Annotated in this window: 22 protein-coding genes and 1 tRNA gene; 8 read left to right on the forward strand and 15 right to left on the reverse strand. The window is 49.5% G+C overall.

What is annotated here, in order from left to right:
* Positions 1-35 precede the first annotated feature (35 nt).
* The 4 genes from EZV61_RS09285 to EZV61_RS09300 all read right to left on the reverse strand — a co-directional run bounded on the left by EZV61_RS09285 (position 36) and on the right by EZV61_RS09300 (position 4,028).
* Positions 36-680 carry a protein-tyrosine phosphatase family protein gene (locus EZV61_RS09285; RefSeq protein WP_131415192.1) on the reverse strand — a complete coding sequence of 215 codons (645 nt, stop codon included), beginning with the start codon at positions 678-680 and terminating at the stop codon, positions 36-38.
* 262 nt (positions 681-942) lie between these two features.
* Positions 943-1,018, reverse strand: a tRNA-Thr gene (locus tag EZV61_RS09290).
* A 319-nt stretch (positions 1,019-1,337) separates the two neighbouring features.
* A complete protein-coding gene (locus tag EZV61_RS09295; protein WP_131415194.1) occupies positions 1,338-2,696 on the reverse strand; it encodes a (Fe-S)-binding protein in 1,359 nt (452 codons plus the stop codon).
* Positions 2,697-2,906: 210 nt separating this feature from the next.
* Positions 2,907-4,028, reverse strand: coding sequence for an S-(hydroxymethyl)glutathione dehydrogenase/class III alcohol dehydrogenase (locus EZV61_RS09300; protein WP_114338300.1), 1,122 nt, complete (start codon positions 4,026-4,028; stop codon positions 2,907-2,909).
* 222 nt (positions 4,029-4,250) lie between these two features.
* On the opposite strand from EZV61_RS09300, the gene EZV61_RS09305 reads away from it, so the two are divergent.
* Positions 4,251-5,381, forward strand: a complete 1,131-nt coding sequence (locus tag EZV61_RS09305) for a M14 family metallopeptidase (protein ID WP_114338301.1) — start codon at positions 4,251-4,253, stop codon at positions 5,379-5,381.
* Between the two features lie 15 nt (positions 5,382-5,396).
* Positions 5,397-5,963, forward strand: a complete 567-nt coding sequence (locus tag EZV61_RS09310; protein ID WP_131415196.1) for a DUF4136 domain-containing protein — start codon at positions 5,397-5,399, stop codon at positions 5,961-5,963.
* A gap of 45 nt (positions 5,964-6,008) precedes the next feature.
* On the opposite strand, the gene EZV61_RS09315 is transcribed toward EZV61_RS09310, so the two are convergent.
* Together EZV61_RS09315 and EZV61_RS09320 are read right to left on the reverse strand one after the other, a co-directional pair.
* Complete coding sequence (locus EZV61_RS09315; RefSeq protein ID WP_158538026.1) at positions 6,009-6,776, reverse strand: substrate-binding periplasmic protein; 768 nt, start codon at positions 6,774-6,776, stop codon at positions 6,009-6,011.
* An 88-nt stretch (positions 6,777-6,864) separates the two neighbouring features.
* Positions 6,865-7,479, reverse strand: a complete 615-nt coding sequence (locus EZV61_RS09320) for a glutathione S-transferase family protein (RefSeq protein WP_131415200.1) — start codon at positions 7,477-7,479, stop codon at positions 6,865-6,867.
* Between the two features lie 145 nt (positions 7,480-7,624).
* Between EZV61_RS09320 and EZV61_RS09325 the strand changes: the two genes are divergently transcribed.
* From EZV61_RS09325 to EZV61_RS09335, 3 genes are all read left to right on the forward strand, one after another.
* The gene (locus tag EZV61_RS09325) at positions 7,625-8,464 is read left to right on the forward strand and encodes an ion transporter (protein ID WP_131415202.1); all 840 of its coding nucleotides are present in this window, start codon (positions 7,625-7,627) and stop codon (positions 8,462-8,464) included.
* Positions 8,465-8,515: 51 nt separating this feature from the next.
* The gene (locus EZV61_RS09330; RefSeq protein WP_131415204.1) at positions 8,516-9,322 is read left to right on the forward strand and encodes a hypothetical protein; all 807 of its coding nucleotides are present in this window, start codon (positions 8,516-8,518) and stop codon (positions 9,320-9,322) included.
* A 137-nt stretch (positions 9,323-9,459) separates the two neighbouring features.
* Positions 9,460-10,578, forward strand: coding sequence for a hypothetical protein (locus EZV61_RS09335; RefSeq protein WP_131415206.1), 1,119 nt, complete (start codon positions 9,460-9,462; stop codon positions 10,576-10,578).
* A 29-nt stretch (positions 10,579-10,607) separates the two neighbouring features.
* Here the strand turns inward: EZV61_RS09335 and argA are convergent, their stop codons facing one another.
* Positions 10,608-11,927 carry an amino-acid N-acetyltransferase gene (gene argA / locus EZV61_RS09340; protein WP_165419367.1) on the reverse strand — a complete coding sequence of 440 codons (1,320 nt, stop codon included), beginning with the start codon at positions 11,925-11,927 and terminating at the stop codon, positions 10,608-10,610.
* Positions 11,928-12,130: 203 nt separating this feature from the next.
* Here argA and EZV61_RS09345 point away from each other — a divergent pair, with 203 nt between their 5' ends.
* Positions 12,131-12,880: an AsmA family protein gene (locus tag EZV61_RS09345; protein ID WP_131415208.1), complete on the forward strand. Its 750-nt coding sequence runs from the start codon at positions 12,131-12,133 to the stop codon at positions 12,878-12,880.
* A 147-nt stretch (positions 12,881-13,027) separates the two neighbouring features.
* On the opposite strand, the gene EZV61_RS09350 is transcribed toward EZV61_RS09345, so the two are convergent.
* From EZV61_RS09350 to focA, 6 genes are all read right to left on the reverse strand, one after another.
* Positions 13,028-13,450, reverse strand: coding sequence for a GFA family protein (locus EZV61_RS09350; protein ID WP_131415210.1), 423 nt, complete (start codon positions 13,448-13,450; stop codon positions 13,028-13,030).
* Positions 13,451-13,627: 177 nt separating this feature from the next.
* Positions 13,628-16,030, reverse strand: a complete 2,403-nt coding sequence (locus tag EZV61_RS09355; RefSeq protein WP_131415212.1) for a YgiQ family radical SAM protein — start codon at positions 16,028-16,030, stop codon at positions 13,628-13,630.
* Positions 16,031-16,186: 156 nt separating this feature from the next.
* Positions 16,187-16,876, reverse strand: coding sequence for a MaoC family dehydratase (locus EZV61_RS09360; RefSeq protein ID WP_131415214.1), 690 nt, complete (start codon positions 16,874-16,876; stop codon positions 16,187-16,189).
* A 96-nt stretch (positions 16,877-16,972) separates the two neighbouring features.
* Entirely contained in the window at positions 16,973-18,862 is a 1,890-nt protein-coding gene (locus tag EZV61_RS09365; protein ID WP_131415216.1) for a putative bifunctional diguanylate cyclase/phosphodiesterase, read from the reverse strand.
* 5 nt (positions 18,863-18,867) lie between these two features.
* Positions 18,868-19,995, reverse strand: coding sequence for an FIST signal transduction protein (locus EZV61_RS09370; protein ID WP_131415218.1), 1,128 nt, complete (start codon positions 19,993-19,995; stop codon positions 18,868-18,870).
* Positions 19,996-20,211: 216 nt separating this feature from the next.
* Entirely contained in the window at positions 20,212-21,672 is a 1,461-nt protein-coding gene (focA, locus tag EZV61_RS09375; protein ID WP_130567004.1) for a formate transporter FocA, read from the reverse strand.
* Between the two features lie 233 nt (positions 21,673-21,905).
* Between focA and EZV61_RS09380 the strand changes: the two genes are divergently transcribed.
* Positions 21,906-22,814, forward strand: a complete 909-nt coding sequence (locus tag EZV61_RS09380) for a LysR family transcriptional regulator (protein WP_131415220.1) — start codon at positions 21,906-21,908, stop codon at positions 22,812-22,814.
* 1,193 nt (positions 22,815-24,007) lie between these two features.
* The gene (locus tag EZV61_RS09385) at positions 24,008-24,628 is read left to right on the forward strand and encodes a TetR/AcrR family transcriptional regulator (protein WP_165569563.1); all 621 of its coding nucleotides are present in this window, start codon (positions 24,008-24,010) and stop codon (positions 24,626-24,628) included.
* 4 nt (positions 24,629-24,632) lie between these two features.
* Here EZV61_RS09385 and EZV61_RS09390 read toward each other — a convergent pair whose 3' ends face one another.
* Both EZV61_RS09390 and EZV61_RS09395 read right to left on the reverse strand, forming a co-directional pair.
* The gene (locus EZV61_RS09390) at positions 24,633-25,307 is read right to left on the reverse strand and encodes an HAD family hydrolase (protein WP_165569564.1); all 675 of its coding nucleotides are present in this window, start codon (positions 25,305-25,307) and stop codon (positions 24,633-24,635) included.
* Positions 25,267-25,953: an HAD family hydrolase gene (locus EZV61_RS09395; RefSeq protein WP_131415226.1), complete on the reverse strand. Its 687-nt coding sequence runs from the start codon at positions 25,951-25,953 to the stop codon at positions 25,267-25,269. Before EZV61_RS09395 ends, EZV61_RS09390 begins: the two co-directional genes overlap by 41 nt.
* Positions 25,954-25,962 lie beyond the last annotated feature (9 nt).

Consider the following 25,962-nt stretch of genomic DNA (forward strand, 5'->3'; position numbering starts at 1 on the left):
TTTAAGCCTAATCGCTTTCTCGGACTAGCATCAGGCTATTGACCAGAAAACTGATCACCCCAGCGCTTTCTATGATCACCCACTTCATTCGCGGTTACGCCTCGTAAATCAGCTAACAGGGATTCTGACTTTGAAGAGTTAAATCCCATGTACCTTAAGAGCGCATAAGCGATCATGCCGGTACGATGGATCCCCGCAGAACAGTGAATGTAGATTTTGGCCTGGGCTTGCAGTGCATCTACGCAGTGGCTAAATAGTTCATTGATCGCTTCGACGCGATCTTGTGCTGGAGGCTCAGCCGATGGCAAGGGTAACCACAGCCACGTTAACCCCTGTTGCTCTGCTGCCCGTCCAATCTCTTTAGCGCCCTCTTTTTCAGACAGCAAGGTCATAATGTGGGTGACACCAGATGCTCGCATAGTTTTCAGCAGTTTCATTTTGGGTCGGTGGCCAATGGCTATGCCACCATGGGATAGCTCAAGCCAGTTTAAATCCACATCGTTACTTGGCGGGGGGGCGGTTTTTAGGCGACCAATCAGTGGGCCAAGCCGCTTTCTTGCCGCGAGGTCATCAGCCATCATCACTTTTGCGTCTGCAATTAATGCTTTATTCACTGCAGGGTCGTATGAACCAGTAGTCAGCTGTGCTTCAATCCTGCCAATCAGTTCATCTATTGCCACGGGTCTGTCTCGAGATTAGTTGCCGCGTTCTGTTCATCTTACGCGCTCATTCAACAGACCGCACGCGACATACAAAACAGCAACACTCATCCAGCGTTAAGTTGGCTTCTGTGCTTTTAAGTGATTGATGTTAAGGAAGTTGTGATGATACGTCCACGTATCTTTGAGCGGTCGGTTTTCGCGAGTTTCTGTTTTGCATCTATTTTTCATCAGACAAAGAAAAAAGGCTTAACCCTTTCGAGTTAAGCCTTTCTCTTAAATTTGGTGCCGGCTGCCGGAGTCGAACTGGCGACCTACTGATTACAAGTCAGTTGCTCTACCAACTGAGCTAAGCCGGCGGTGTGTATAGGGCATCAACGTTGCCGTTGACATCTCCCTCACCACGGCGCGAGATATTACTTATCTGTCCGTGGAGTGTCAACGCTTGTTTTGATACTTTTTTCATAAATCGGTCATTAATTTATGAATCGTTTGAAATCTGTTCGTAATCGTCGCTATTAGCTGGTTTTCTAGTCGAATTCGCAGTCACTGATTTGCAATGGCTATCTTGCTATCACCTTCGCGTTAGCGGGCGAATAGCCTGAGATAACGGTTTTCGCTTGTCCGTCAGGCGATGCCGCGATGAGTTTCTTGTTTCGCGCGCTGCGCAAATAGCATCTACTCATCCTCTATCATCTCTGCCAGTACGTTGGCTAGGTGGCGGGGGCGGCGGCCGGTCATGGCATAGATTTGCTGGCCGCAGCCAAAGCCGTTACAGACTAGATCGGCTTCAGGTGCCGCAACTATTTTTGGTACCAGTGACAGGTTGGCCATTTGCTGGGATTGCGCAATGTGCTCGCTTTCCAAGCCAAAGGTGCCACCCATGCCGCAGCAGCTCGACTTAATAAAGCTGACGTCTAAGTCGGGCAGTAAGCGCAGCGCTTTACGCATCGACTTCATTGCGCCGACCGCTTTTTGGTGGCAGTGACCGTGAACCAGTATGGGCGCATGTTGTTTGCCGCTATTAAAACTGAGGTTGAAACGCCCGTTGATCTTCTCCCGGGCAATAAACTCCTCCAGTAGTTGTGCTAGCTTAGCTGCTTTAGCTGCTATCTCGCCGAGTCCCAGCGCTTGGTATTCATCGCGTAGCATTAATAGGGTGGAGGGCTCCAAGCCAATGATCGGGCGCTGTTTCTCTATGTGGGGGCTGAGTTCTTGTAGCAGGCGCTTAGCTTGGTCGCGGGCTTCGGCGACCAGCCCTTGAGATAGCAAAGTTCGACCACTATCCAGTGGCGTTTCGTTGGCAGAGCTGTGTGGATCGATCAGCCACACTTTATAGCCTGCTTTGCGTAGCAACTGTAGCGCTGCTTCGCCCTGTTCTGGATTGAAGAGCGTGGTAAAGCTGTCTAGCCATAACACCACCGAATGACTGAATCCTGCCCGAAAGGCGAGTGGCTCGTATACGGTACGGTTGGCAATAAACGGCCTAGTGGCAACCTCTGGTAGCGGCACGGAGGCGGCGATTTTTAGCCATTTGTCACCCAAATATGCCAGTAGACTGCTGCGGTTCCGCCAACGGATCAGGTGACTTAACCAGGGATATTTGTGCAACAGGAAGGGGTGATAGGCGAAGAGGCGGTTGCGTAGAGACAGGCGCTGATTTTTTAGCTTTTGTGCGAGGTATTCCGTCTTGATCAGTGCCATATCGAGGTTGTTTTCACACTCCCGTTGGCATCCCTTGCAAGCGACACATTGATCCATCGCGTCGTCGAGCGTTTTACTGCTAACTGGTGATTCGATGTCAGGCTGATTAAGTATCTGTTTTAGCAGTTTGACGCGTCCGCCGGGGGAGAGGTGTGGATCACTGCTGATGCGAAAGCTGGGGCACATCACGCCAGTTTGTTGCTGTTCACAAACTCCGCTGCGAATGCATACCGATATGGCTTTAGCGAAGTCTCCCCCCTGTTTGGGGATGTCGGCGTAGGCATCGCCCATGCCTTGGTCATGATAGTTAGACCAATCCAGCTCACTCTTCATAAATACCTATCGACGTGTTGGCTATCAAGCTAAAAGAGTTAATACATCAAGAAGTGTGCCGAGGCTGATCTACTGAACTAGGGGGTTAGCAGGCTGAATATAGGGGAGCGGCTGGCAGAAAGCTGACAAAGGCAGGTGCAGCGTCGTAAGTGCCACATTCCTGCCGATGATATAAAGACTCGCTGTTGCGGCTTTTTGTTGAGAGTAAGATCAGGGCTTATCAAACAGCAGCACGGAGCGGATGCTCTTACCCTCATGCATCAGATCGAAAGCGTGGTTAATCTCATCCAATGGCATGGTGTGGGTAACAAACACATCCAGTGGGAACTCGCCATTGAGGTAGCGTTCGACATAGTCGGGCAGTTCGCTGCGCCCTTTGACACCGCCAAAGGCACTGCCACGCCATACTCTGCCTGTGACCAGTTGAAACGGACGGGTGGATATCTCCTGACCTGCACCGGCCACCCCGATGATCACCGATTCGCCCCAACCTTTGTGGCAGCACTCTAATGCGGAGCGCATCAGGTCCACGTTACCAATACACTCGAACGAGAAGTCAACGCCACCGTCGGTCATCTCGACCAGCACTTCCTGTATCGTTGCCCCATGATCCTTCGGGTTGACGCAATCTGTGGCCCCCAACTGCTTCGCCAATTCGAATTTGCCAGGGTTGATATCCACCGCAATGATGCGTCCAGCGCCGGCGATCTGTGCGCCTAAGATCACGGACAGGCCAATACCGCCAAGGCCAAAGACGGCAACGGTGTCACCGGGCTGCACTTTGGCGGTATTGAGCACTGCACCAATGCCGGTGGTGACGCCGCAACCGAGTAGGCAGGCTTTGTCTAGCGGTGCTGACTTATTAATCTTGGCAACCGCGATTTCGGGTACGACGGTGTACTCACTAAATGTCGATGTGCCCATATAGTGGAGCAGGGGTTGACCATCGAGGCTAAAGCGGCTGGTGCCATCCGGCATCAATCCTTGGCCTTGGGTAACACGTATTGCTTGGCAGAGGTTGGTTTTCCCTGACAGGCAGAATTTGCACTTGCCGCATTCAGGGGTGTAGAGCGGGATCACATGATCACCGACGCTAACACTGGTTACGCCTGCGCCTACTTCTTCAACAATGGCGCCACCTTCATGACCAAGAATAACGGGGAATAACCCCTCAGGATCATCGCCCGAAAGGGTAAATGCATCGGTGTGGCAGACGCCACTGGCGACCATGCGCAGTAATACTTCTCCCGCCTTTGGCGGCGCGACTTGCACGGTTTCAATGGTAAGCGGAGCGCCAGCTTTCCAGGCGACGGCGGCACGTGCATTAATCATCGGGAGTTCCTTATTCTTAGATTGTTCGACATTAACCATAGCTATAACTGTCACGGCTGGCTAACAAAAACGTCAGAGGTTTAATTACTCGTATAGACAATGAGATACGTATGATTTGTTATATTGGATTATTGTCAGTGCTGAGGTGAACTTCTCACCGAAGTTAACTGACTAACAAAAAGACAATAATAGGGTTGCTAACCCAAGCCAGAGAGAGAGTCGATGAAGATTTCCAGCCAGTTTGACGGTGGTAAGATCGAGGTCATTTCCTGCGAACGCGCAGATGATATTCAGTTAGCTATTCCAAAAGACAATCAGTCTGATTTTTACCAGTGGTTTTATTTTCGCTTAAGCGGTGCCGCTGAGCAGACTTGCCAGATTAAGTTAACTGATCTGGCGAAGTCAGCCTACCCCCCAGGTTGGCAAGGCTATCAGGCGGTGGCGTCTTACGATCGGGAATACTGGTTTCGTGTCGACAGTGAATTTGATGGTGACACGTTGACGATCAAACATACACCGTCGTTAAACTCCGTCTATTACGCCTATTTTGCGCCTTATTCTACTGAGCGTTGTGCGGACTTTATTGCCAGTTTGCAGCATTCTCCGTTAGTGAGTACTGAGGTGCTCGGTCAGACTTTGGATGGTCAGGATATGGATCTGCTGACCATTGGTGAGCCAGGTGAAGGTAAGTTGACCTGTTGGGTCATTGGTCGCCAACACCCTGGTGAAACTATGGCCTCTTGGTGGATGGAAGGTTTTCTTGAGCGTTTATTGGATGAGTCAGATCCAGTGGCGCGTACGGTGCTAGATAAAGCGGTGTTTTATGTGGTACCGAATATGAATCCTGATGGCAGTCGCCGTGGTCATCTGCGGACGAACGCTTGTGGTGCCAATCTTAATCGTGAATGGCAGACGCCGACATTAGAGCGCAGCCCTGAAGTCTACTATGTGCGTGCAAAGATGCAGCAGACGGGTGTGGATTTCTGTCTTGATGTGCATGGCGACGAGGCGTTGCCCTACAACTTTATCGCTGGTGCTGAGGGTAATCCGAGCTGGACGCCACGTCAGGCGGGGCTGCAGAAATCCTATATGGATGCGTTGGTGGTTGCGTCGCCAGATTTTCAAACTGAGCATGGCTATGAGATTGATGCGCCCGGCACTGCGGATCTGCGGATCTGTACCAACTATATGGCCGAGACGTTTGACTGCCTGGCGATGACCTTGGAGATGCCGTTTAAAGACACCATCGATACCCCTGATCATGATGAAGGGTGGTCGCCAGACCGTTGCCGCCGGTTAGGTGAAGCCAATCTTAGTGCCATTCTCAAGGTACTGCCGGAACTGGTTAGGTAGAAAAAAGGAGACTGCATGGCGAACCATCGATTTTTAAGCCCGCTGAAGTGGTCATTTGGGCTGATATTAATGATGACCCTGTTTGCTTGTACCAGCAAACCGAGGACAGATGTGGACTACGACACCAGCTATGATTTTCTGCAGATGAAAACTTATGCTTGGTTGGCTCAGCCGCCGGAAGATGCGCAAACCACCAGTTTACATGCGTTGCGGGTGCAGGAGTCGGTGGATGCCGAGTTGTCACGTCGAGGGATGACCTTGGTTGATAGTGAGCAGGCCGATGTCTTGTTGGCGTATCACCTGGTGATTGATACCAAGTACAACGTGGATAATTATTACAGTCGTTGGGGGTATCGCAGCTATCACCGCGATCGTGTTGGTGGTTTTGGCGTTTCCAATACCCGTGTTCGAGAGTACCAGGTTGGCACCTTGCTGATCGATATGATTGATCCGGTAAAAAAGCAGGTGATCTGGCGTGGTTCTATGAGCAGTCGGGTGAAGAAAAACGTGGCGCCAGAAGAGCGTGATGTGATGATCCGCCAGAGTGTGGTTGATATTCTGGCACCGTTCCCACCGTTATAAATCGTCGTTTAACGACGCATTTCTCCAGCCGATAAAACCGGTGGCTTAGCGGCCGCCGGGTACTTCACCTGCATAATGGTTGATGATCCTGTCTATCTCACCACTTTCAGCCAGTTTATCTAACAAGCTAGCGAGCTGTTTGGTATCAAACTTCGATTTGGCTGAGAACATACAGTGCACCTGATGCTCGGAAATTTTCAATTGGTGTTGGGTGAACCTCTGTTCCCCCGAGCTGTGTACCAGATAATTGGTGGTTATATTGTCGGCGATAACATAGTCAACTTGTTGGTTGAGCAAGGCGGCAAAGTTGTCAGCATGTTTGGATGCATCACTACGTTGGATATTGTGTTGTTCAAACTGTGACTCCAGCGTGGGGTAGTGAAAGCCCCGTATGGTACCGACGCGGGTTAACGATAGATCGCCAATTTCATCCACTTTACGTTTGTCATCTGGTGGTCCGTATAGCCGATCCTGTTCTACGAAGAGTGGGCCGGACCAAACGAAGCGCTCCGGTTGCTTGAACCATGCAGGATTGGCAATACAGTTCATATCCAGTTCGCCTGAATTCAGCTGGTTATCTAAATCGAGCCGGTTGACCTCTTTGAAGCTGACTTTGATATTGGCTTTTGCGGCCAGCGCGTCAGCGATATCTTTGATGATGCCGCTTTGCAGGGTACCGGTTGAAATGATCGCGTAGGGTGGCGCGTTGTGATAGCCATAACCCACAGTGAGGTTATTAGGCGTGGCGCTTAAAGCAGGAGACAATAAACCACAGGCTAAGACGCATTTAGATAACAGTCGAACTACAACCACGGTGGTGTCCTTTTTGCCGGAGTTATAAGAGATTGTTGCGATTGTTGTTGGAGATGGGAAAACAATCGCAACAGCAATAGACTCAATCTTATAGGTGACTTAGCTCCTTTTCTAGCGCTTTAGCCATGGTTGGCCTTGATTTTACCCGCTTTCGGTAGGCCGCTAGCTTGCTGGGCAAGCGCTGCTCCGATGTCATTGCCCAGTTCAGTGTGTGGGTGAGCAATATGTCGGCGATATGGAAATCGTCGCCAAGCAGGTAGCCTTGTTCTGGCACCCAAGTTTCCGCCGTTGCCAAGGCTTGTTCAAACTCCCAAACGGCTGTTTCTATCACCGCTTCATGGCGCAGATGTTCCGGCAGGGCAAATCTGTGTTTCGCCATTGTCCACAGCGGTTGCTCTAGTTCGTTGCCGATAAAATTTACCCATTGATGGTGTAGACCGGATGCATGCGAGCCTTTTTCTGGTAACAACTTGCCCGCCTTTTCAGCCAGATAGAGGCAAATAGCGGCAGACTCTGTGAGCACCAAGTCGCCATCAGCAAGGGCTGGAATTTTGCCGAAAGGGTTAATTGCTAAAAACTCAGCTTGTTTGTGTTGTGCTTTTTTCAGGTCTATCAGCTGATAACTGTAGGGGAGTTGGAGCTCTTCTAACGTCCAGGAGACGCGGAGTGAGCGGGTACGTGGGTAACCATAAAGCGTGATCATAGGTAACTTCCTTTTGGCCAATAGCTAAGCATATATCAAGTTATCCACCATCACAGGTTGTAATTGTGCAATGAGTTGGCGAAAGTAGTCGCCTATTCCGTTGTTTATTAAACTCAATTGAACTGACTTGAAGCCTACACTGCAAATGAATCTGCAATCTGCAAGAACCCAGCTGTTCGAGATTATTTTTGGCACACAAACCCGTGCTGGACGCTATTACGATATCAGTTTAATCATTGCCATCCTGTTGAGTGTCGTGGTGGTGGTGATCGATTCTGTTGAGGGATTCAGCGGTGAGTTTGAATCCGTACTCTGGTCATTGGAGTGGGGCTTTACTCTGCTGTTTACCGCTGAGTACCTGTTGCGGTTGTGGATATCGCCGAAACCCTTGGCGTATGCCCGCTCTTTCTTTGGCGTGGTCGATTTGTTGGCCGTATTGCCGAGTTATTTGGCTCTGTTGGTGGCGGGCGCGCAGTACTTGCTACTGATCCGTTTGTTGCGTGTGTTGCGCATCTTCAGAGTGCTGAAATTGGTGCGCTATCTGGGTGAAGCCAATGTGTTGATCCGCTCTCTGGTGCAGTCAAAACGTAAAATTCTGGTGTTCTTTTTGTCTGTCGGTGTGTTGATCGTTTTGTTTGGCGCGTTGATGTTTGCTATTGAAGGGCCAGAGCATGGCTTTACCAGTATTCCGATCTCTATTTACTGGGCGGTGGTGACGTTGACCACAGTCGGTTATGGCGACATTTCACCACAAACGCCGTTAGGGCAGGCTGTCGCCGCATTAGTGATGCTCACTGGCTATGCCATTCTTGCAGTGCCGACCGGTATTGTGACCGCTGAGTTATCGACAGAGATCTTGCGCCAACGTAGCTTAACGCGTTGCACTCAGTGTGAGCGCGGTGGTCACGAGGCTGACGCCGAGTTTTGTAAATTTTGTGGCAGTGAACTGCCAGAGCCGCTGATAAAAGATAATCCCCACAGCTAGCGAGTGTGTTGCCTTACTGGTAAAGCTAGCTGACCATTAATTGGATAGATAATGACGTTAAATCTTATTTCGTATTGCCGACCTGCAATGACTGCCAGACTGACTGGCCTTTTGTTTTCCGCCTTGCTGCTTAGTGCCTGTGAGCCAGTCGCAGATGCACCGATCTATACGCCAGTGACGGCGACGGATCCTCTGGCCAGTCAGATGATCGAATGGGCCATGGTGTCTGGTACGAATGGTGAGCAAACATTAGCCGTGACAGAGGCTAATCGGCGTTTCTCCGGTTACTTAGCCGCTGAGTTTGGCACGCTGCAGGATGCCGAGTTGCGGGATCAGAATTTTTCGCTATTTAACCAGAAGATATTGGCGCACTACCTGAAAGGCGGCACTGCCCATCGTGATGGCAAAGTGACATTGTCGCAATGCGGCAACGTTGCTGATATCCAAGCAAAACATGGGGTGCTACCGGTGCGATACAGCATGTATGCCTGTTTTGCTGACAGTCCGGCATTTGCCAGTTGGGTATACACCATGTCTGCTGAATATATTGACCGCCACGGAAAGGTGGTTGCCGTCGAACTGCTCGGTGCTGCTGGGCGTGCGGAAGATAAAGCGACACTGGAGGATAAACAGGTTTGGTTTGCCGAGCTGATCCAGACCCGGCAAGCTTTTATCCGCAAGGCACTATCGGCACTCAGTGCAGCGCAGCAACAACCGTTCGCGGAAAGCGCGATTGTCGCGGCAAACCTGAGTAAAACGGCTGTGTCGCTCTATGCTGCCACGCCAGATCAGGGTTTCCAAAAGATCGGCGCAATAGCCTGTGAGCCAGCACATGGTTGCCAGTTGCAGGCTGAATAACCACTGTTAGAGGCTGAATTAGCAAAGCGTTATATCTAGCCTCTATTTATATCTAAAATGTCTAATGGATGGGCTCTCGCTCATCCATCTCCTGCCGATAACCTAGGTATCTCTATTGATGAAGTTAATTGATACCTATGACAGCCCTGACTCTCGATCGTTTGCAGACACAGTCGAGCCATTTTGCCTCCCGTGAGCAGTCACGGGAGATTGTGCGCCGTGGCGAGGGCCTGCCTGCGAGCAATCGTAATACCGCGCCACGGACTGCAGCACAGCCCTCGGCTGTGCAGGCTGGTTTGGCGACTGCTGAAGCCGATTTAGCACAACAACAAGCCCAGCGACTGGCTGCCAGTGCCAATCTCAACTCAGCTTCTTCTTTAGCCAACTTTTCTCTACGTAGCCCCGAAGCCAGCGATGCTGTGCCCGATCTAGACGCGTTGCCGCTGACTCCGGAACTGCGGGTGGCGGTGCAGATGATGGAAGCGCTGGCAGGACGTAAGTTTGAGCTGTTTGCCCTCGATCACCTACCACAGCAATCCGCTGCGGCGTCCGGTTTCACCTATTCGGCACAGGCGCAGCTGTCCGTTGAGATGACCGCCCCTGTTGATGACACGCCGGTGTTGGTGATTGAGCGGGTGTCGGAGCAAGAGCGGATGAGTTTTAGTGCCAGTGGTCAAGTCACGTTGGCAAATGGTGACATCCAGGTGTTCTCCGTATCCTTGATGATGGCCAGAGATCAGCAGCAAGTGAATCTGTCTGCGACTACTGCTGGTGCGTTGAAAGACCCGTTGGTGTTGAACCTGGGGGGCAATGGTGTGTCGCTCAGTGAGCAGAAACATGAAATAGATCTGGATGCAGACGGCGAAACCGAGTCTGTTGCCATGCTGGGGAAGCAGAGTTTTTATCTGGTGTTGGATAGCAACGGTAACGGTGAGGTTGATGATGGGCGTGAACTGTTTGGCGCGCTCAGCGGAAATGGTTTTGCTGATCTGGCGGCATTTGATGAAGATGGTAACGGCTTTGTTGATCAAGGCGACAGCGTGTTTAATCAGTTACGGCTATGGCAACCACAGACAGAGCAATGGCTGAGTTTGGCCGATGTAGATGTGATGGCGCTGTATGTGGGTAGTGAAAGCACACCGTTCATGCTGAAGGATAGCGACATGAGCTTACAGGGCGCGGTGAGGTCGACCGGATTTTTCCTGCGTAATGAGGGGCCCGCCGGTACCTTGCAACAGGTCGATCTAGTGGTGTGATCGACCTGACATCAACATAACTGTTTTAGTTAGATCTCCATTTTCAGGATCTTAGAGCGGCGCTGCAGGTTATACATCTGCTGTTTTTGCGGCGGTAGGTCGGACACATCGGCAGGGACAAAGCCATGCTCTAAGAACCAATGAATACTGTGCGTGGTTAAGGCAAACAGTGTTTCGATACCCATCCGTTTGGCTTTTTGTTGGATCATCCGTACCAGTTCTGTGCCGCGGTCAGCAGAGCGGTATTCTGGATCCACGGCCAGGCAGGCCAGTTCACCGACATGGCTGTCTTCAAACGGGTAGAGGGCTGCACACGCCACCACTAAACCATCTCGTTCAGAGATGGTGAAACGGTCAATCTCCACCTCTAGTTGTTCCCGTGAACGGCGCACCAGAATCCCCTGTTTTTCCAACGGGCGGATCAGGTTCAAAATACCGCCAATATCATCAATCCGTGCCTGACGTACCTGTTCTGCAGGCTCAGTCACTACCTGTGTGCCGATACCCTCGCGAGAGAATAACTCCTGCAGGATCGCACCATCCACTTCACCACTAATTAGATGGCAGCGGGGCACACCGCTGCGGCAAGCCTTAATGGCTGCGAGCAGGAAAGGCTTGGCCGCTGAGCAGTTGGCTTTACCGTCGTCATAGCTTTGCAGCAGTGCTTCGGCTTCTGATGGCATCAGCTCGGCGATCACCTGACCATCGGGATCTAGTAACCCTTGGTCGGCGCAAAAGCCAATCACTTTATCTGCTTTGATACGGATGGCTATCTGTGTGGCCACCTCTTCGGCGGTCAGATTAAAGCTTTCGCCGGTAACCGATGCGGCGACGGGACCATGGATAACAATGGAATTTTGATCGAGCTGACGGTTGATACCAGCCACATCAATCCGTCGTACCTTGCCACTGTGACAAAAATCGATGCCGTCGATGACACCAAGGGGTTGAGCTATCACAAAGTTGCCACTGACCACGTTTATCTGTGTGCCCTGCATCGGCGTATTGGCCAAGCTCATCGATAACCGCGCCATGATCTGTAGTTGCAGCGAGCCTGCCACGCCGGAGATAACATCCAACGAATCGGCGTCGGTAATACGGGTATGTTGGTGGTATTCACAGGCAATTTTCGCTTTGGTGAGCGCTTCATCTATCTGTGGCCGAGCGCCGTAGACCAATACAATGCGGATCCCCAAGGTATTTAGCAGGGAGATATCATTAATGATATTACGGAAGTTCTCGTGCTTGATCGCTTCGCCGCCGAGCATAATGACAAACGTCTTACCGCGGTGAGCGTTAACGTAGGGAGAGGAGTGTCGAAAACCATCGACCAGATCAGTTGTACGCACGTTTATCATATTCCGCTGCTAGTTTGCCGTTAAGGATAGATCGAACTTCAGGGGGATAGCTATCGACCTGAATGGGGTTTAATCAAAAACTCTCGATTTAACAAGCGACAGGGTACAAAAATTGGCGTTTTAAGGCTACTTATCGCTGACGATCTTCTATGATTAAAAGCGATATTTTTCTTTATGTTAGGGAGTAACAACAAATGAAAGTAGGTAAGTGGTTATTAGGGATCGTTGGTGTGGTGGTGATCGTCGCAGGGGTCTTGATATACGGCGTGTTGAGCAATCTCGACAGTATCGTAAAAACCTTGGTGGAAAAAGTGGGCAGTGACGTCACCAAGGTGGAAGTGACCCTTGATAGCGTCAATATCAAATTGACTGATGGACGGGGTGAATTGCAAGGGCTGACATTGGGCAATCCGACAGGTTTCGGCTCTGATTATCTATTTGACCTGAATGACATTGTGCTCGATATAGACCCGGCTTCGTTGACCAAAGATGTGTATGTCATCAATGAGATTAAGGTGGATGGTGCCAAGCTGATCGCCGAGCAGAAAGGTGGGAGCACTAACCTCCAAGCGTTGCTGAAAGGAATGCAATCCGGTGCGCAGAAACCGGCGGAACAACAGCCAAAAGAGAGCCAACCTGCTGAAGCTGGTGCCGATGTGAAACTGGCGGTGGAGAAGTTTACCCTGTCGAATAATGCCGTCACCCTGATGACCGAGCAGTTTGGTGAGCATAAGATCACCATGCCAACCATCGCCCTGACCAATCTCGGCAGTGCCAGCAAGGGTTTGACACCGGAGCAACTTACCTCGGAGATTGTTTCTCAGATTACCAAGCAAGTTGAAAAGCGCGTAACCGAGGAACTGAAGAAACTGGCCGAAGAGAAAGTGAAAGAGAAAGCTAAAGATAAGTTAGAAGGCGGTTTACTCGATAAACTTGGCGGTTAATCTGCTATCTAGAGCTCAGATCCAATATGGGTCTGAGCTTGCTATATCTGTTCCAGACAGTGCGATATCTTTTTAAGCGGTTATCACGAGAGCGACAAACTTTGGTGGTATAACCGATGAGCAATGCACTGTGTCGATATGAATACCTCAGCTGTTGCTCTCGTCTGTACAGCCTTGTGGAAATCTTTTGCAGTCGTCATCGATCACTAACCAGGAGACCTGGCTATCCGTGTGAATATGGTAGGTGGGTTGCACCTGATTGGGTTCATCTAACGTGGCGATGGTCATGGTGGTGTAATCGGGATGGCGGGTGTCGCGATAGGTGAGTGTCGACCCACAGTCAGGGCAAAAACCACGACGAACATATTCTGATGATGGGTATTCGTTGACCGTTCCCTTTGTCCAGCTGACTTGCTCGGTCTTAAAGTCCATCCAACTGGCGACTACAGCACCAGTATGTTTTTGGCATTGGCGGCAGTGGCAGTGATCTGCGGCGAATGGCATCGCGCTTGTCTGATAACGGATAGCGCCACATAGGCAGCCGCCTTGGAGTTGGGTTTTATCTGTCATTATCTCGTTGCTCGCCATAGTCCTGCTACTAATTATCGGTGGTTGATGCGCCGCTTTATCATCAGGTTAATTTCGACAAAGCGGAGTGAAATTGCAACAGTAAGATGGGTAATGACTAAAAAGCCCCCGCGAACGGAGGCTTAATATTGTTAGTGCTAGGGCTGATAAACGGCGCTTTTAGCGTGGGCGCGGGGCGTTCTTTCCTTTTTGGCCCGCTTTGTTCCGTGGAGTAGGGCGCGCACCGCTTTTGCTCTGACCTGCTTTAGTTTGACCTGCTTTAGCTTGGCCGCCTTTGCCATTGGGGCGGTTTGCTTCATTGCCGCCGTTGTGACGACCTTTTTGTGCCTGCTTACCAGATGCCTGTTTCTTGCCTGTGCCGCGTTTGGGCTGTTCATCATGGCTGCGTGCACCTAGTGGCTGGTCGCTACTAAAACGGGTTAAGCCGCGTTGTGATGGTGCAGGGCGATTTCTGCCACTTTGGGCTTTTTGTCCGCCGTCTACGGATGCTTTACCACCACGGCTAGCGTGCGTGGCGGGCGCGACAAGGTGATTGGGGCCGTTACCAATCAACTGGCTTAATCCCATGTTCTTCAATCCTTCACGGATCAGATCGGCGTTTTCCGGTGCATGATAACGCAGCAGGGCACGGTGGAACTTACGCTGTCTACCTTTCTTGGCTACGGGGATCTTGCCTACCTTGTGATTCACTTTATGCAGCGGATCCACTTCGGTGTGATACATGGTGGTGGCATTGGCTAAAGGCGATGGATAGAAGTTTTGCACCTGATCCAGCTTAAAGCGGTTCTGTTTTAGCCACAGCGCCAGGTTCACCATATCTTTGTCGGTGGTGCCGGGATGCGCGGAGATAAAGTAAGGGATCAGATACTGCTCTTTGCCTGCTTCTTTCGAGTACTTGTCGAACAGCTCTTTAAACTTGTAGTAGGTGTCCATGCCCGGCTTCATCATCTGTTTCAGCGGGCCCTGCTCGGTATGTTCTGGGGCGATCTTTAGGTAGCCACCGACATGATACTTGGCTAACTCTTTCACATAGCGTGGATCTTCTACAGCCAGATCATAGCGGACACCGGAAGCGATCAGGATCTTCTTGACCCCTTTGATATCGCGGGCACGACGATACAAGTTGATGGTCGGTGTGTGGTCGGTATCCATGTGGTGACAGATATCCGGATAAACACAGGAGAAGCGGCGACAGGTCTGTTCTGCTTTTGGGCTTTTACAGTTAAGCCGATACATGTTGGCGGTAGGGCCACCAAGATCGGAGATCACGCCGGTAAATCCGGGGACCTTGTCGCGGATCTCTTCGATCTCCTGAACAATCGAATCTTCAGATCGGCTTTGAATGATGCGCCCTTCATGCTCGGTGATGGAGCAGAATGAACAGCCACCAAAACAGCCGCGCATGATGTTGACTGAGGTCTTAATCATGTCGTAAGCGGGGATCTTCGCTTTGCCATAACTGGGGTGGGGGATGCGTTGGTAAGCCATGCCAAACACCCGATCCATCTCGTCGGTGGACAGCGGATAAGCTGGTGGGTTAACCCACACCCAGCGATTGCCAGCTTGTTGAAACAGTGCGCGAGCACAGCCGGGGTTGGTTTCCTGATGCATTACCCGAGAGGCGTGGGCATAAAGGTACTTATCTTCCGCCACCCGCTCATAGGCAGGCAGTTTGATATAGGTGTATTCCCACGGTTTACGTTTATCTGCTTTGGCATTAAACGGCATCACAGTGATCGCTTGTGCCGTCTCCGGTGCCGCCGCTTCTTCGGCAGCAGACTTTTCGCTGCAGGTGCTGACATCCTCCACCTGATAAGGATTCGGCAGAGGATCTATTTTTCGCAGGCCATCGAGATGGGTTGAGTCTAAGCCTGACCAGCCTTCGAGCGGCTGATTACGCAGCACCGCGGTGCCACGAATGTCCTGCATATCACTGATGCTTTTCCCTTCGGCAAAGCGGTGTGCAATATCTGCTAGGGGGCGTTCTGCATTACCGTATACCAATAAGTCTGCTTTGGAATCAAACAGTACAGATTTGCGGACTTTGTCTGACCAATAGTCGTAATGGGCGATGCGGCGCAGGCTGGCTTCAATGCCGCCGATGACAACCGGTATGCCTTTATAAGCTTCTTTACAGCGTTGGGTGTAAACCGTGACGGCACGATCCGGACGTTTACCGCCTTCGTTATTGGGCGTGTAAGCGTCGTCATGGCGGAGTTTACGATCGGCGGTATAGCGGTTGATCATCGAGTCCATGTTGCCCGCGGTGACACCGAAGAATAGGTTAGGTTTCCCCAGCGCCTGGAATGCGTCTTTGCTGGTCCAGTCTGGCTGGGCGATAATCCCGACTCGAAAGCCTTGAGACTCCAGCATTCGGCCGATCACTGCCATGCCGAAGCTAGGATGGTCGACATAAGCATCGCCAGTGACAATGATGATATCGCAGCTATCCCAACCGAGGGCGTCCATCTCTTTCTTGGACATAGGAAGAAACGGAGCCGTGCCATAGCATTCGGCCCAGTACTTGGGATAGGAGAAAAGTGGTTGTTCAGCGTGCTGCATTTAATACTCTCGAAAACCGGCACCGGGCCGTTTGGGGCGCGAATTATATCAGCTGGTGAAAAAATGTTCAGCTAAAGCTTATGTTTCGGTGTTTGGCCGACACAACAACAAAGCGGAGGCTCAAGAGCCTCCGCTTATCACAACATATGATTGAAATTAGAAATAGAGTCGAACGATAGATTCAGCCACACATGCAGGGCGGCGACAGCCTTCGATCTCGATGGTGATCTCTTTAGTTAGTTCTAGTCCGCGCTTGATCGGTTCGATTTTGGCTAAGCGGGTACGTGCGCGCAGCTTGTTGCCTACCTTCACCGGATAGGGATAGCGAACCTGATTAAGGCCATAATTTACCGCCATCTTAGCGGTTGGGTACATTGGCTCATCCGGATTCACGCTTTCTGTTAATACTGGCAATAAAGAAAGCGTTAAAAAGCCATGAGCGATGGTGGTCTTAAAAGGTGATTCTGCCGCAGCACGTTCAGGATCTGTGTGGATCCATTGAAAGTCCATGGTGACTTCGGCGAACTGATCGATCCGTTGTTGATCGATTTCCAGCCACTCGCCCACATGGATCTCCTGGCCAATATGGTTGGATAACTCGATTAACAGTGCTTGTGCTTCAGGGTGTAAAACAATCGCTTTCGGCTGAGCTTCTGCGTTGTCGTTACCGAGTGGACGGAGTGGGTGTTCTCGTACCCAGGAGGCCAGTTGGGTATTGTTCGCTTTATTTAAAAACTCAGTCCAATAGTCACGGATTGTGGGCGAGATCCATTCCTTTAATTGAAACTGGTGCTGTGCTTGCGCCAGGATCTCGCTTTTCTTTTTTATGAAGTCGACGACTTTCATCCGCGTTTACCTTGTTTTTAAAACCGTGTCACAGGGACGTATTTTAGCTGATACAGCCCCCCGATGGGAAGCCGTGGTCTGAGCAGTGCAGTCTCGTTATGAATTCAATGCTTCATAAAGGCGGTTAATATGTTCCGGTTGCAAGAAGTTCTCGACCAGTTCTGCAGGCATCGGGCGACTGAGCAGATAGCCCTGCACCTCGTCACAGTTCGCGTCTGCTAGGATCGACAGCGTATGTAGGTCTTCAACCCCTTCCGCCACTACCATAAAGTTGAGCGTATGTGCCACGGAGATAATGGTTTTAATAATCTCCAGATCTGAAGGCGAATCATGCAGCGCGGCGACAAAGCTTTGATCGATTTTAAGTGTGTCTGCTGGCAGTTGGCGTAGGTAATTCAGGCTGGAATAGCCAGTACCGAAGTCATCAATCGCTACTTTAACCCCCATGGCGCGCAGCGCTTGCAACACAGAGATGGTTGAGTCGATATTTCCGATCACCATGCTTTCGGTGATCTCTAACTCTAATAATCCAGGGGTGATATGAAATTCATCAAGCAGTGCTTGTACTTGCGCCAAAAAGTCTTCTTGATAGAGCTGCTTTACAGACAGGTTAACTGCCATACCGATAGTGGCATGCCCCAGTTCACGCCAAAGGGCTAACTGTTGGCAGGCCTGGCGCAGCACCCACTGACCAATCTCTAAGATGAGATCACTCTCTTCGGCCAGGGGAATAAACTCACCGGGAGAAATAATGCCATGCTCAGGACAGTGCCAGCGCACTAAGGCTTCAAAGCCGATGAGGCGCATCCCTTTGGTATGGATCTTGGGTTGGAAGTAGAGCTCTAAGTTGTTGTCACTTACCGCGTTGCGCAGGCGAGATTCCAAAGACAAGCGGTGTAACGCTTGTGCTTCCATCTGCGGTTGAAAGCTGGCCGCGGTATTTCGTCCTGCCGCTTTGGCTTGATACATCGCCATATCGGCTTTACGGATCAGGTCATCGACGGTAATTGCGTGGCGGGGCGAGAAGGCGATACCGATGCTGGTGGATATCTTAATCTGTTCGTTTAGCTCTTCAAATGGCGCGGCAAGGGCATTGAGAATTCGCTTGGCAATAGCATCGGCTTCGCTTTCAGCGTTAATACCGTCGAGCAGAAGTACAAATTCATCGCCACCGAAACGTGCCAGGGTATCCTGTTCCCGCAAGCACTCTGTAATGCGCTTTGAAACAGTGCATAGGAGCTTGTCTCCAGATTCATGGCCGAGCAGGTCGTTGACGTCTTTAAAGTGGTCGAGATCCAAAAACAAAACCGCGAGGAAACTTTGTGAGCGTTTCTTTTTCAGTAATGCTTGCTCAAGGCGATCGACAAACAGTTGCCTGTTGGGCAGACCTGTCAAAGCGTCGTGGCAAGCTTGAAAGCGGATCTGCGCTTCTTTGCGCTTTAACTCGGTGACTTCGCGAAAGCTCCACACCCGACCTGAGAGTTCGCTATCAATTATCTTTGGACGCGAGCAGTACTCCAGATAACGGGCATCTTTTAGGCTTAACACCCCGGTTAACTCAGCCAGTGGATTATCTTCAAGTGCATGCAACATGGCATACAGATCACCTGGTATCTCTAGCTGGGCGGCTAGCGTATCCAGCAGCACAACTTCATTCTGTTGTGAGGGATCTTTCGCGACGATGCCAAACAGGTGTGTCGCCGGTTGATTGTATGCCAAGTAGTTGCCCTGACGATCGACAACGATAACGGCATCCTGGATCGCATCCAGAGTAATATTGAGTGTGGCAACACGACTGGAAAGTTGGGCGTTCTGCTCGACCAGCTCTGCAGACATTAGTTCGAGCGAGCGCTCAACCAGTGCTCGGTCTTCATCATTCTGTTCGTAGGCTTGTTCGACAGTGACAAGTAGTTGCTGGATCTGTTCGGGCAACTCAGTCAAATCAATATTGGCACGCTTTAGTTGGCGTGCCAGTAGTCTATGCATCTTGGCTATAGCTCAGTTATCGTTGTGATTGTCATGGTTTGGTTATGCAATGCGCAGTCTCCGGTTTCTACTACTGGAGACAGCTCACCATAAGAGTAGAAGCCGCATTGTACAGTATTTGCCCCAAGCAATTCTTTGACGGCTTCCACTTCTTCTTCAATACGCTGTTTCAAAACCATTTTTCGGCCTACGCAACTGACTAATATCGCCAATTGTGGCGAATGCTTTAGCATTTTTGAGGTGGCTTGCGCGGCGCCGGTCGCGCCATCGATCAGGCGATCGAAATTGGCTTTCATTAGTTGTGCATAACAGCCTTGCGGCATATCACCCGCAAAAGTCATGCTTTGTTCTTGTTCATTGATGCCAAGAATTGTGCGGACCACCGCGGGTTGATCTTCATCGACCTTTACACTGAGCGGAAACAGCAAGCCAGAGGCGGGCAGGTCAGTAGCATACTCGCCAAGGTATTTCTTATACAAGGTTAATGCCGATTGCCCATCAAGTTGCAGCAATACATTATCTTTCGCCGCAGTGATCTTGCGTGGTGGGCCAAAGGGATCCCAGCCGCCTAATGAGCCATGGCCGACTTCCAGTCGATCACCATATAAGCCGACGGCGATGACTTGGTTCTGATGGACCTGTTCATTGTGCCAGGTATAGGTGGCTGCAAAGCGGTCGCCATCTCCAGCCAATCCACCACTGACTAAACATCTGTTTGCTAAAACTGTGGTTAAACCGCGAGCTAGAGCGGTGCCATTAATATTGATCCCCTCAGAGAAAACTAAGGTGTGTTTTAGCGCCGTCAAATCAAGCTGCTTAGCCAGTTGCTTGCCCATGGTTTCACTATCAAGGGCGCTGGTATGCCGTGCCGACACCACCTTACAGCAACTGTGCTGTAGGTGTATCGCGGTTAATGACAGGCTGTCATCTGCAACGCTTATGTCACTGATTTCACCAGCGGTACTACAGCCGACGAATTCGGCATCAGGAAAGCATTTATGCAGCAGCGGATACTGCTGCCGGTAACTTTGTTGAGTGCCAAAGACCAACACCAATTCAGCATCCGGTAATGATTTCTCATTGATTGGGACTGACCAGCTATCGTTAACAAAATTGGCTTGGAAAAGCTTCATCTACAAATGACCGAAAACGGGATGGTTTATGAAGTGTAGCTTTTTCATTTTATTATCGTTATGTCAGCAGACAACAATCACTCTGATGATCCTGCCCAATACTATTTTGTTTGTTGCGAAGTGGCGCTTTAACTTGGCTGTGGCTACTCAGCGGCTAAAACAATAAATGGCTTCAATCCAGAGATTGAAGCCATTGTTTATTATTACGCTTTGGCGTTAGGCTGCCTGATGGGTCACTTTACTGTGCAGTGAATCATCCTTGCCGCCGCAGGCTTTGAAAAAGGCATACATGATGTCGGTACGGCTGATGGTGCCGACTAATACTCCATTCTCAACCACTGGGTATATCTTCGGGCGGCTCACATCTGCTTCAGCTAAGCGCTCTTCTAGTGATTGCGCCTTGTAGCTTAAAACGAAGCCGCTATCGGTAACCGGGTAGACCTTCTCGCGGTCAACCGAGATAAACTCAGCCAGCTTAATCAGGCAGTCGCCCGGCGCTACGGTTGCCACTTCACGACGCATGATGCTGCCAACTGTTTTTTCTGCACTGAGTTCGTAATCCGCTAACCAGAGTTCACGCAGTAGATCATGCTCAGAGATAAAGCCTACCAGCTGATGATTGCTGTTAACCACTGGCATACCTGTCTGGTGGAGGCTGAGCATTGCTGTCAGTGCATCCATTAAGCTGGTGTTTTCAGTCAGGCTGGCAGTAGGAGCGTGCATAAATTCTTTAACTTGCAGAGTGACATTGCTGTTTTTCATGATGGTAGTTCCTTTAATTTTGTCTAAATGATTTACTATTTTTGATTCAGATTTGAGTGTTGGACGACGGTAAATTCCCCAGTAGGTCAGGCCGACAAACATGGCGCCGCCGATGATGTTGCCTAGGGTGACCGGAATGAGGTTGTTGAAAATAAAGTTGCTGAATGTCAGGTCACTGAATGCTTGTGCAGACATGCCTGTTGCAGCCCAAAAGTCTGGGCCTGCGCCTGATTTAATCGCTATAGCCAGCGGTACCATGAACATATTGGCAACGCAGTGTTCGAAGCCTGTGCTGACAAATAGAGCCACTGGAAGCACAACCAATAACGCCTTAGTGAGCACATCTTCACTGCTGAATGTCATCCAGATACCGAGACAAACCAGCATGTTACAAAGAACCCCAAGGGCAACGGCCTGACCAAATCCATGATGTAATTTGTGTTGTGCGATCTGTAGGGCATTCACCCCCCACTGGCCACTGTCGAGCATGTAGAGCTTGGCGCTATAGACCAAGGCCACCAATACTAAAGCACCGACAAAATTGCCCAGATAGACACGCCCCCAACAGGCCAATTGCTGACGATGAGAGATGCGTTTACTGGCACGTGCAATAGAGGTGAGCACGGTGCTGGTGAACAGTTCGCCGCCACAAATGACGATCAGTACGAGGCCAATGCTGAAAGCAAAGCCGCCAACCAATCTAGATAGTCCCCACGATGCTTCGTGATTACCTGTGGTCACGGTAATGTAAAAGATAAAGGCTAGGCCAATGAAGATGCCCGCTGTCACGGCAAGGGCGATGGAAGTGGCTGGTGCTTTCACCACTTTTTTGTATCCATACTGCTCTGCTGTTTGGGTCATCCTCTCCGGCAGCTCTAAGCCAGCGGTTTCAGATTTGTTCTCGATAAGTTTCATCTGCTGCTCGTCGCCTCCTGTAAAGTCATACTGTTTCTCCAAGGTTTGATAAGTGCCGTTACCGCAGTGCTGTGGTGACCGGCCTAATCAAATTAGGCGGAAATCAATCAAAAGAAAAATTGATAATTTATGTAATGTGGTTAAGCTAAATTGATATCAGATAAAGCTTGCTTTAGTGATTTGTGATTTAATTAACAAAAGCTTTTTTAAACAATGAATTAGGTGTTTTTTTGATGCGTTATACGCTGAAACAGATAGCTGTCTTTGAAGCGGTTGCCAGTTATGAAAGTGTTAGTGTGGCGGCCAAGAAATTGGCGCTGACACAATCTGCAACCAGCATGGCGTTGTCACAATTAGAAAAACTGTTAGGGCAGCCGTTGTTTGAACGGAATGGTAAGCGTATGTCGCTGACCCCTTGGGGTCAGTGGCTTCGGCCAAGGGCAAAAAAGTTGCTGTTTGATGCGCAACAGATTGAATTGGGCTTCACTGGGCAGCAGTTAATCAGTGGTGAATTGTGTCTTGGTGCGAGCCAAACCGCAGCAGAGCATTTAGTGCCTTCTCTTATCAGTAAAATTGATACTGATTTCCCAGAGCTCAGAGTATCGGTCGATGTTGAAAATACCGAACATATTATCCAAGGGGTACTGGATCATGAGTATCAATTGGGCGTGATAGAGGGGCGTTGTGACGACTCTCGGGTCAATCAGGAGATCTGGTGTCACGATCATCTGGTGATTATCGCAGCCCTGAATCACCCCTATGCCAAGTATGAGCGGATCAGTTTGGCCCAGTTAGAGCAGGCCAAGTGGGTTTTACGGGAGCCTGGTGCCGGTACTCGGCGTATTTTTGATTCTGCGATCCACGGCCTTATCGATAATCTTGATGTGTGGCGTGAGTATGAGCATGTGCCGATCCTGAAAAGTATGGTGATTAATGGCGCTTATCTCAGCTGTTTGCCCTATCTGGATGTGGCGAAAGCGATTGAATTGAAAGAGATTGCCTGTCTTAACGTGCCTGAGCTGAATATGGCACGCACCCTTTCGTTTATCTGGCGCAAGGATGGCGGCGACAATTCCCTGCGTGATTGCATCATGTCGGAAGCTAAGTGGTTAGCGAAGCGCGGTTTGGTGTCTAAGCCATAAGCTGAGTTGATAGAAAGTGTGAGAGGCAATAGTTAGTTTGATAAGCAAGACAGGACGAAAGGGCTTAATTTTGTTCTGATAGCGAGCTTTGACACGAATTTTTTGCAGCAAGCCTTGGAGGTTTTTACTGCCTTTGGATCTGCAAATGGAATGGAAAGGCTCCCTTGCGGGGAGGGCTAAATATGTACTTTCAGCGGTGGCTGATTCTTTACCAGAGGGGGAGTGTCATAGCTTTTTTGTGTTGATATCGTGAGCGTAGAGTCTTGTTGTGTGTGGGGGAACTTCTCTCGTGACTCGCTTATGCGCAATGTCAGCTGAGTAATTGAACTGGGGGCGTCCCCATTGTCTGCCGAGGTTGCACTAGTATTCATCGACGCGCTATCACTTGAAGCGTCAATTCGGGTGATGGCGCGAATATTTGGCACCGATAAAATAGCGTGCGCGACGTATGCTTTTAATCTGCACTCAGTGTTTTCAACGTAACCCTTCTCGCTGAATTAATCGCTAGTAAGTGAGACGTTAGATCTGTTTTTACTTGTCTTAAGCCCCGCGTAACTTGCCACGATGGCGAATATATATTCTGAAATATCTTCACGATAGGACAGGTGATGGATATCACACTGTAACCACTTGAAAACTCGTAAAGTGGTTTTACTGAGGGGGATTGAACTAGGGTATGTTTACGACGTTTTATTGAATGCATCCATGAGAGGATAGGTTGGCATCAGCTCAGTTTTCGATGTTATGGCAATGGTTTTTGATGGCAGGAAGATCCTCTGTGCTTTGCGTTGTAGGTGTCCCTACTGGACTTAGCCTTGGGTGTTTTACAATTGAATGCTAAAATAACAATAAGCCTTTGGAAGTATTATATTAGCTGGAAAGTCTTCTATACGCTTGTGTTAGCTATGGGCTTTTTGATACCCCTTTTAGAGTGAGCTGAAGCCCTTTAAAATGGCTAAGCCAAACAGCTTTGAAAGGAGACATTTGGCTGAAAGTCCCTTTTGCATTTTGACTCCTGATTCGGGTTATTAGAACGTGGAAACCTCTTTTGTTCTGTATCTCCCATATGCTTTTATTTCCCTAACCAACCTTAAGGATGGATATTTCACTGTTTGACGGCAGTGTGACGATTGTTAACCCTATGACGAAAAATTCACGCCAGTACAAACATGCCTGCGGGTGCTTGCTTTAAAATGACAAAATTAAAGCGTGCCAGAAGCGAGGACGGGAAAAAGCTAAGGGTGGACGCGATCCTGAAAGCAGCAGAAAAGATGCTGGCTCATCATCGCTTTGAAGATTGTAATTTGAACGAAATAGCTAAACAGGTGGGGATAACCAAACCGGCACTATACCGCTATTTTCGTGTTAAAGAATTGATATTTCTCGAAGTCTATAAGCGGGAGCTAGCATTGCTGGTTCCGGGGCTTGCTGCCGCATTTGCTCCACCAGACGCGGATAAAATTACCGATGCACTGATCTGCCAGCCATTATTTTGTAAGCTCAGCAGTATTTTAACGACGGTGTTAGAGCAACCGTTGACGGTTGAAGAGGCGGTTCTATTTAAGCAGAGCGTAGGATTTGCATTACAGCCAGTAGTCATTGAGATGGTGGTGGCTTTAGGACTTGCTCCTGATAAGGCAGTAGGCTGGTTGATGCATATGTTTGCTGGGTTGGTTGGCTGTTGGCATGTCGCAAACCCCAGTAATATCATGGCCGAAGCCTATAAGGCTCCGGGTTTAGAGGTGTTTCAAATGGATTTTGATGAATCGTTACGTAATCACATCACCATGTTGCTTGCAGGGCTAAAAAGCTAAACCGCTAGATCTCGGCAATAAATGACAGAGCGCCGTTCCAGTCATCAAATACTTGGTCTACGTAGCTGGCATTTATTCCTATATCTGTTCGCCTAAATACTTCATTGGTCATCATGGCCGTATTTAACCCCGCTAACTTGGCAGAATTAAGCGCAGCGGGACAGTCATCTATATACAGACAGAACTCTCGGTCTACACCCGTTTGGTCGATTACCCTAGCATAATCTAAAGGGTTAGATTTGCTTAACTCTGTCGTGGCGATAACCCGAGAAGCACCTAAATACTCAATTAAAAATTGATATTTCTTTGCATGGGCATGACCTGAAGATAGGACATATAGGGAAATATTTGCTGATTTGCAGTAGTTCACAAAATCCATTGCTGAGGTGATATCCCCACCTACGTCAAGGATGGCTTCAACCAGCTCTTGTTTTATATGTGTGAGTCCAATTGATTTAAGGAGAAAGTCAACGGAAAGGCTAAGTGGACACGGTACCAACGCCTTAAACATTGACTCAAAAATGGCATAATCGAAGGAGTGATAGCGCGAGACTACTTGATAACAGGTATCAAGTAGTCGCTTGGTGTTGTCATGGGCAAGTACACCGTCAAAATCAGCAATAATGCTGAGATTTTCGCTATGCGCAGACAGCTTGTTTATTAAAGCACTTCGACACATCTTCATCGACCTTGGTTATCAGTTGGTGTGTAACTTCATCCAGTGATGAGACTCTATGGGCGACACCACTGGCAATCATGTCTTTATTTTGCCAGCCCCAATCGTGCTGTGGTGGTACGCCAATGAAACCACAACCGAGGCTTTGGCATGTTTCAGCTACTGTATTTACGTCATCGATGAACAGTACTTCTTCAGGCAGCAGTAGGTAACGATTAACAATCTCCTTGACACCGGGACGATAGGCATTGGTACATATATAACGTTTAAAAAATGGCAGGCATTTTTTGAAGTCAGGGTGGATCATGTTGTGTTCTAATCCACCATAGCAAACCATAGGTACATTCAAGCTTGCTAGGCGTTCTAGCATCTCTACTGCACCGTTACTAAGGCCACCATCGTGATCTTTGAGATAGGCATCTCGCGCTATAAAGTACTCACGAATTAGCTCACCGGTAGATAGATCTAGTCTAAGTTCATCAATAATATAGCGAGCGGCGGTTTGCTGGTTTTTTGAAAATACATTGCGCTCAAGTTGTTGGGTGTATTCACCACCAAAGCGCATGACTAACTCCCGTAATACCGGGCTGAATGTGTCTTTTAAAATCACACCATCAATGTCGATAGCAAATAATTTAAGGTTCTTCACGATATGTTA

Origin of the sequence: Corallincola luteus (genome assembly GCF_004336975.1) — a bacterium.
In the GTDB taxonomy this organism is placed as follows: Bacteria; Pseudomonadota; Gammaproteobacteria; order Enterobacterales; family Neiellaceae; genus Corallincola; species Corallincola holothuriorum.

Coding starts and splice junctions, on each gene's coding strand:
- EZV61_RS09295 (WP_131415194.1), bottom strand. CDS start 2,696: ATGAAGAGTGAGCTGGATTGGTCTAACTATCATGACCAAGGCATGGGC.
- EZV61_RS09300 (WP_114338300.1), bottom strand. CDS start 4,028: ATGATTAATGCACGTGCCGCCGTCGCCTGGAAAGCTGGCGCTCCGCTT.
- EZV61_RS09305 (WP_114338301.1), top strand. CDS start 4,251: ATGAAGATTTCCAGCCAGTTTGACGGTGGTAAGATCGAGGTCATTTCC.
- EZV61_RS09310 (WP_131415196.1), top strand. CDS start 5,397: ATGGCGAACCATCGATTTTTAAGCCCGCTGAAGTGGTCATTTGGGCTG.
- EZV61_RS09320 (WP_131415200.1), bottom strand. CDS start 7,479: ATGATCACGCTTTATGGTTACCCACGTACCCGCTCACTCCGCGTCTCC.
- EZV61_RS09325 (WP_131415202.1), top strand. CDS start 7,625: ATGAATCTGCAATCTGCAAGAACCCAGCTGTTCGAGATTATTTTTGGC.
- EZV61_RS09330 (WP_131415204.1), top strand. CDS start 8,516: ATGACGTTAAATCTTATTTCGTATTGCCGACCTGCAATGACTGCCAGA.
- EZV61_RS09335 (WP_131415206.1), top strand. CDS start 9,460: ATGACAGCCCTGACTCTCGATCGTTTGCAGACACAGTCGAGCCATTTT.
- EZV61_RS09345 (WP_131415208.1), top strand. CDS start 12,131: ATGAAAGTAGGTAAGTGGTTATTAGGGATCGTTGGTGTGGTGGTGATC.
- EZV61_RS09350 (WP_131415210.1), bottom strand. CDS start 13,450: ATGACAGATAAAACCCAACTCCAAGGCGGCTGCCTATGTGGCGCTATC.
- EZV61_RS09355 (WP_131415212.1), bottom strand. CDS start 16,030: ATGCAGCACGCTGAACAACCACTTTTCTCCTATCCCAAGTACTGGGCC.
- EZV61_RS09360 (WP_131415214.1), bottom strand. CDS start 16,876: ATGAAAGTCGTCGACTTCATAAAAAAGAAAAGCGAGATCCTGGCGCAA.
- EZV61_RS09365 (WP_131415216.1), bottom strand. CDS start 18,862: ATGCATAGACTACTGGCACGCCAACTAAAGCGTGCCAATATTGATTTG.
- EZV61_RS09370 (WP_131415218.1), bottom strand. CDS start 19,995: ATGAAGCTTTTCCAAGCCAATTTTGTTAACGATAGCTGGTCAGTCCCA.
- focA (WP_130567004.1), bottom strand. CDS start 21,672: ATGAAACTTATCGAGAACAAATCTGAAACCGCTGGCTTAGAGCTGCCG.
- EZV61_RS09380 (WP_131415220.1), top strand. CDS start 21,906: ATGCGTTATACGCTGAAACAGATAGCTGTCTTTGAAGCGGTTGCCAGT.
- EZV61_RS09385 (WP_165569563.1), top strand. CDS start 24,008: ATGACAAAATTAAAGCGTGCCAGAAGCGAGGACGGGAAAAAGCTAAGG.
- EZV61_RS09390 (WP_165569564.1), bottom strand. CDS start 25,307: ATGTGTCGAAGTGCTTTAATAAACAAGCTGTCTGCGCATAGCGAAAAT.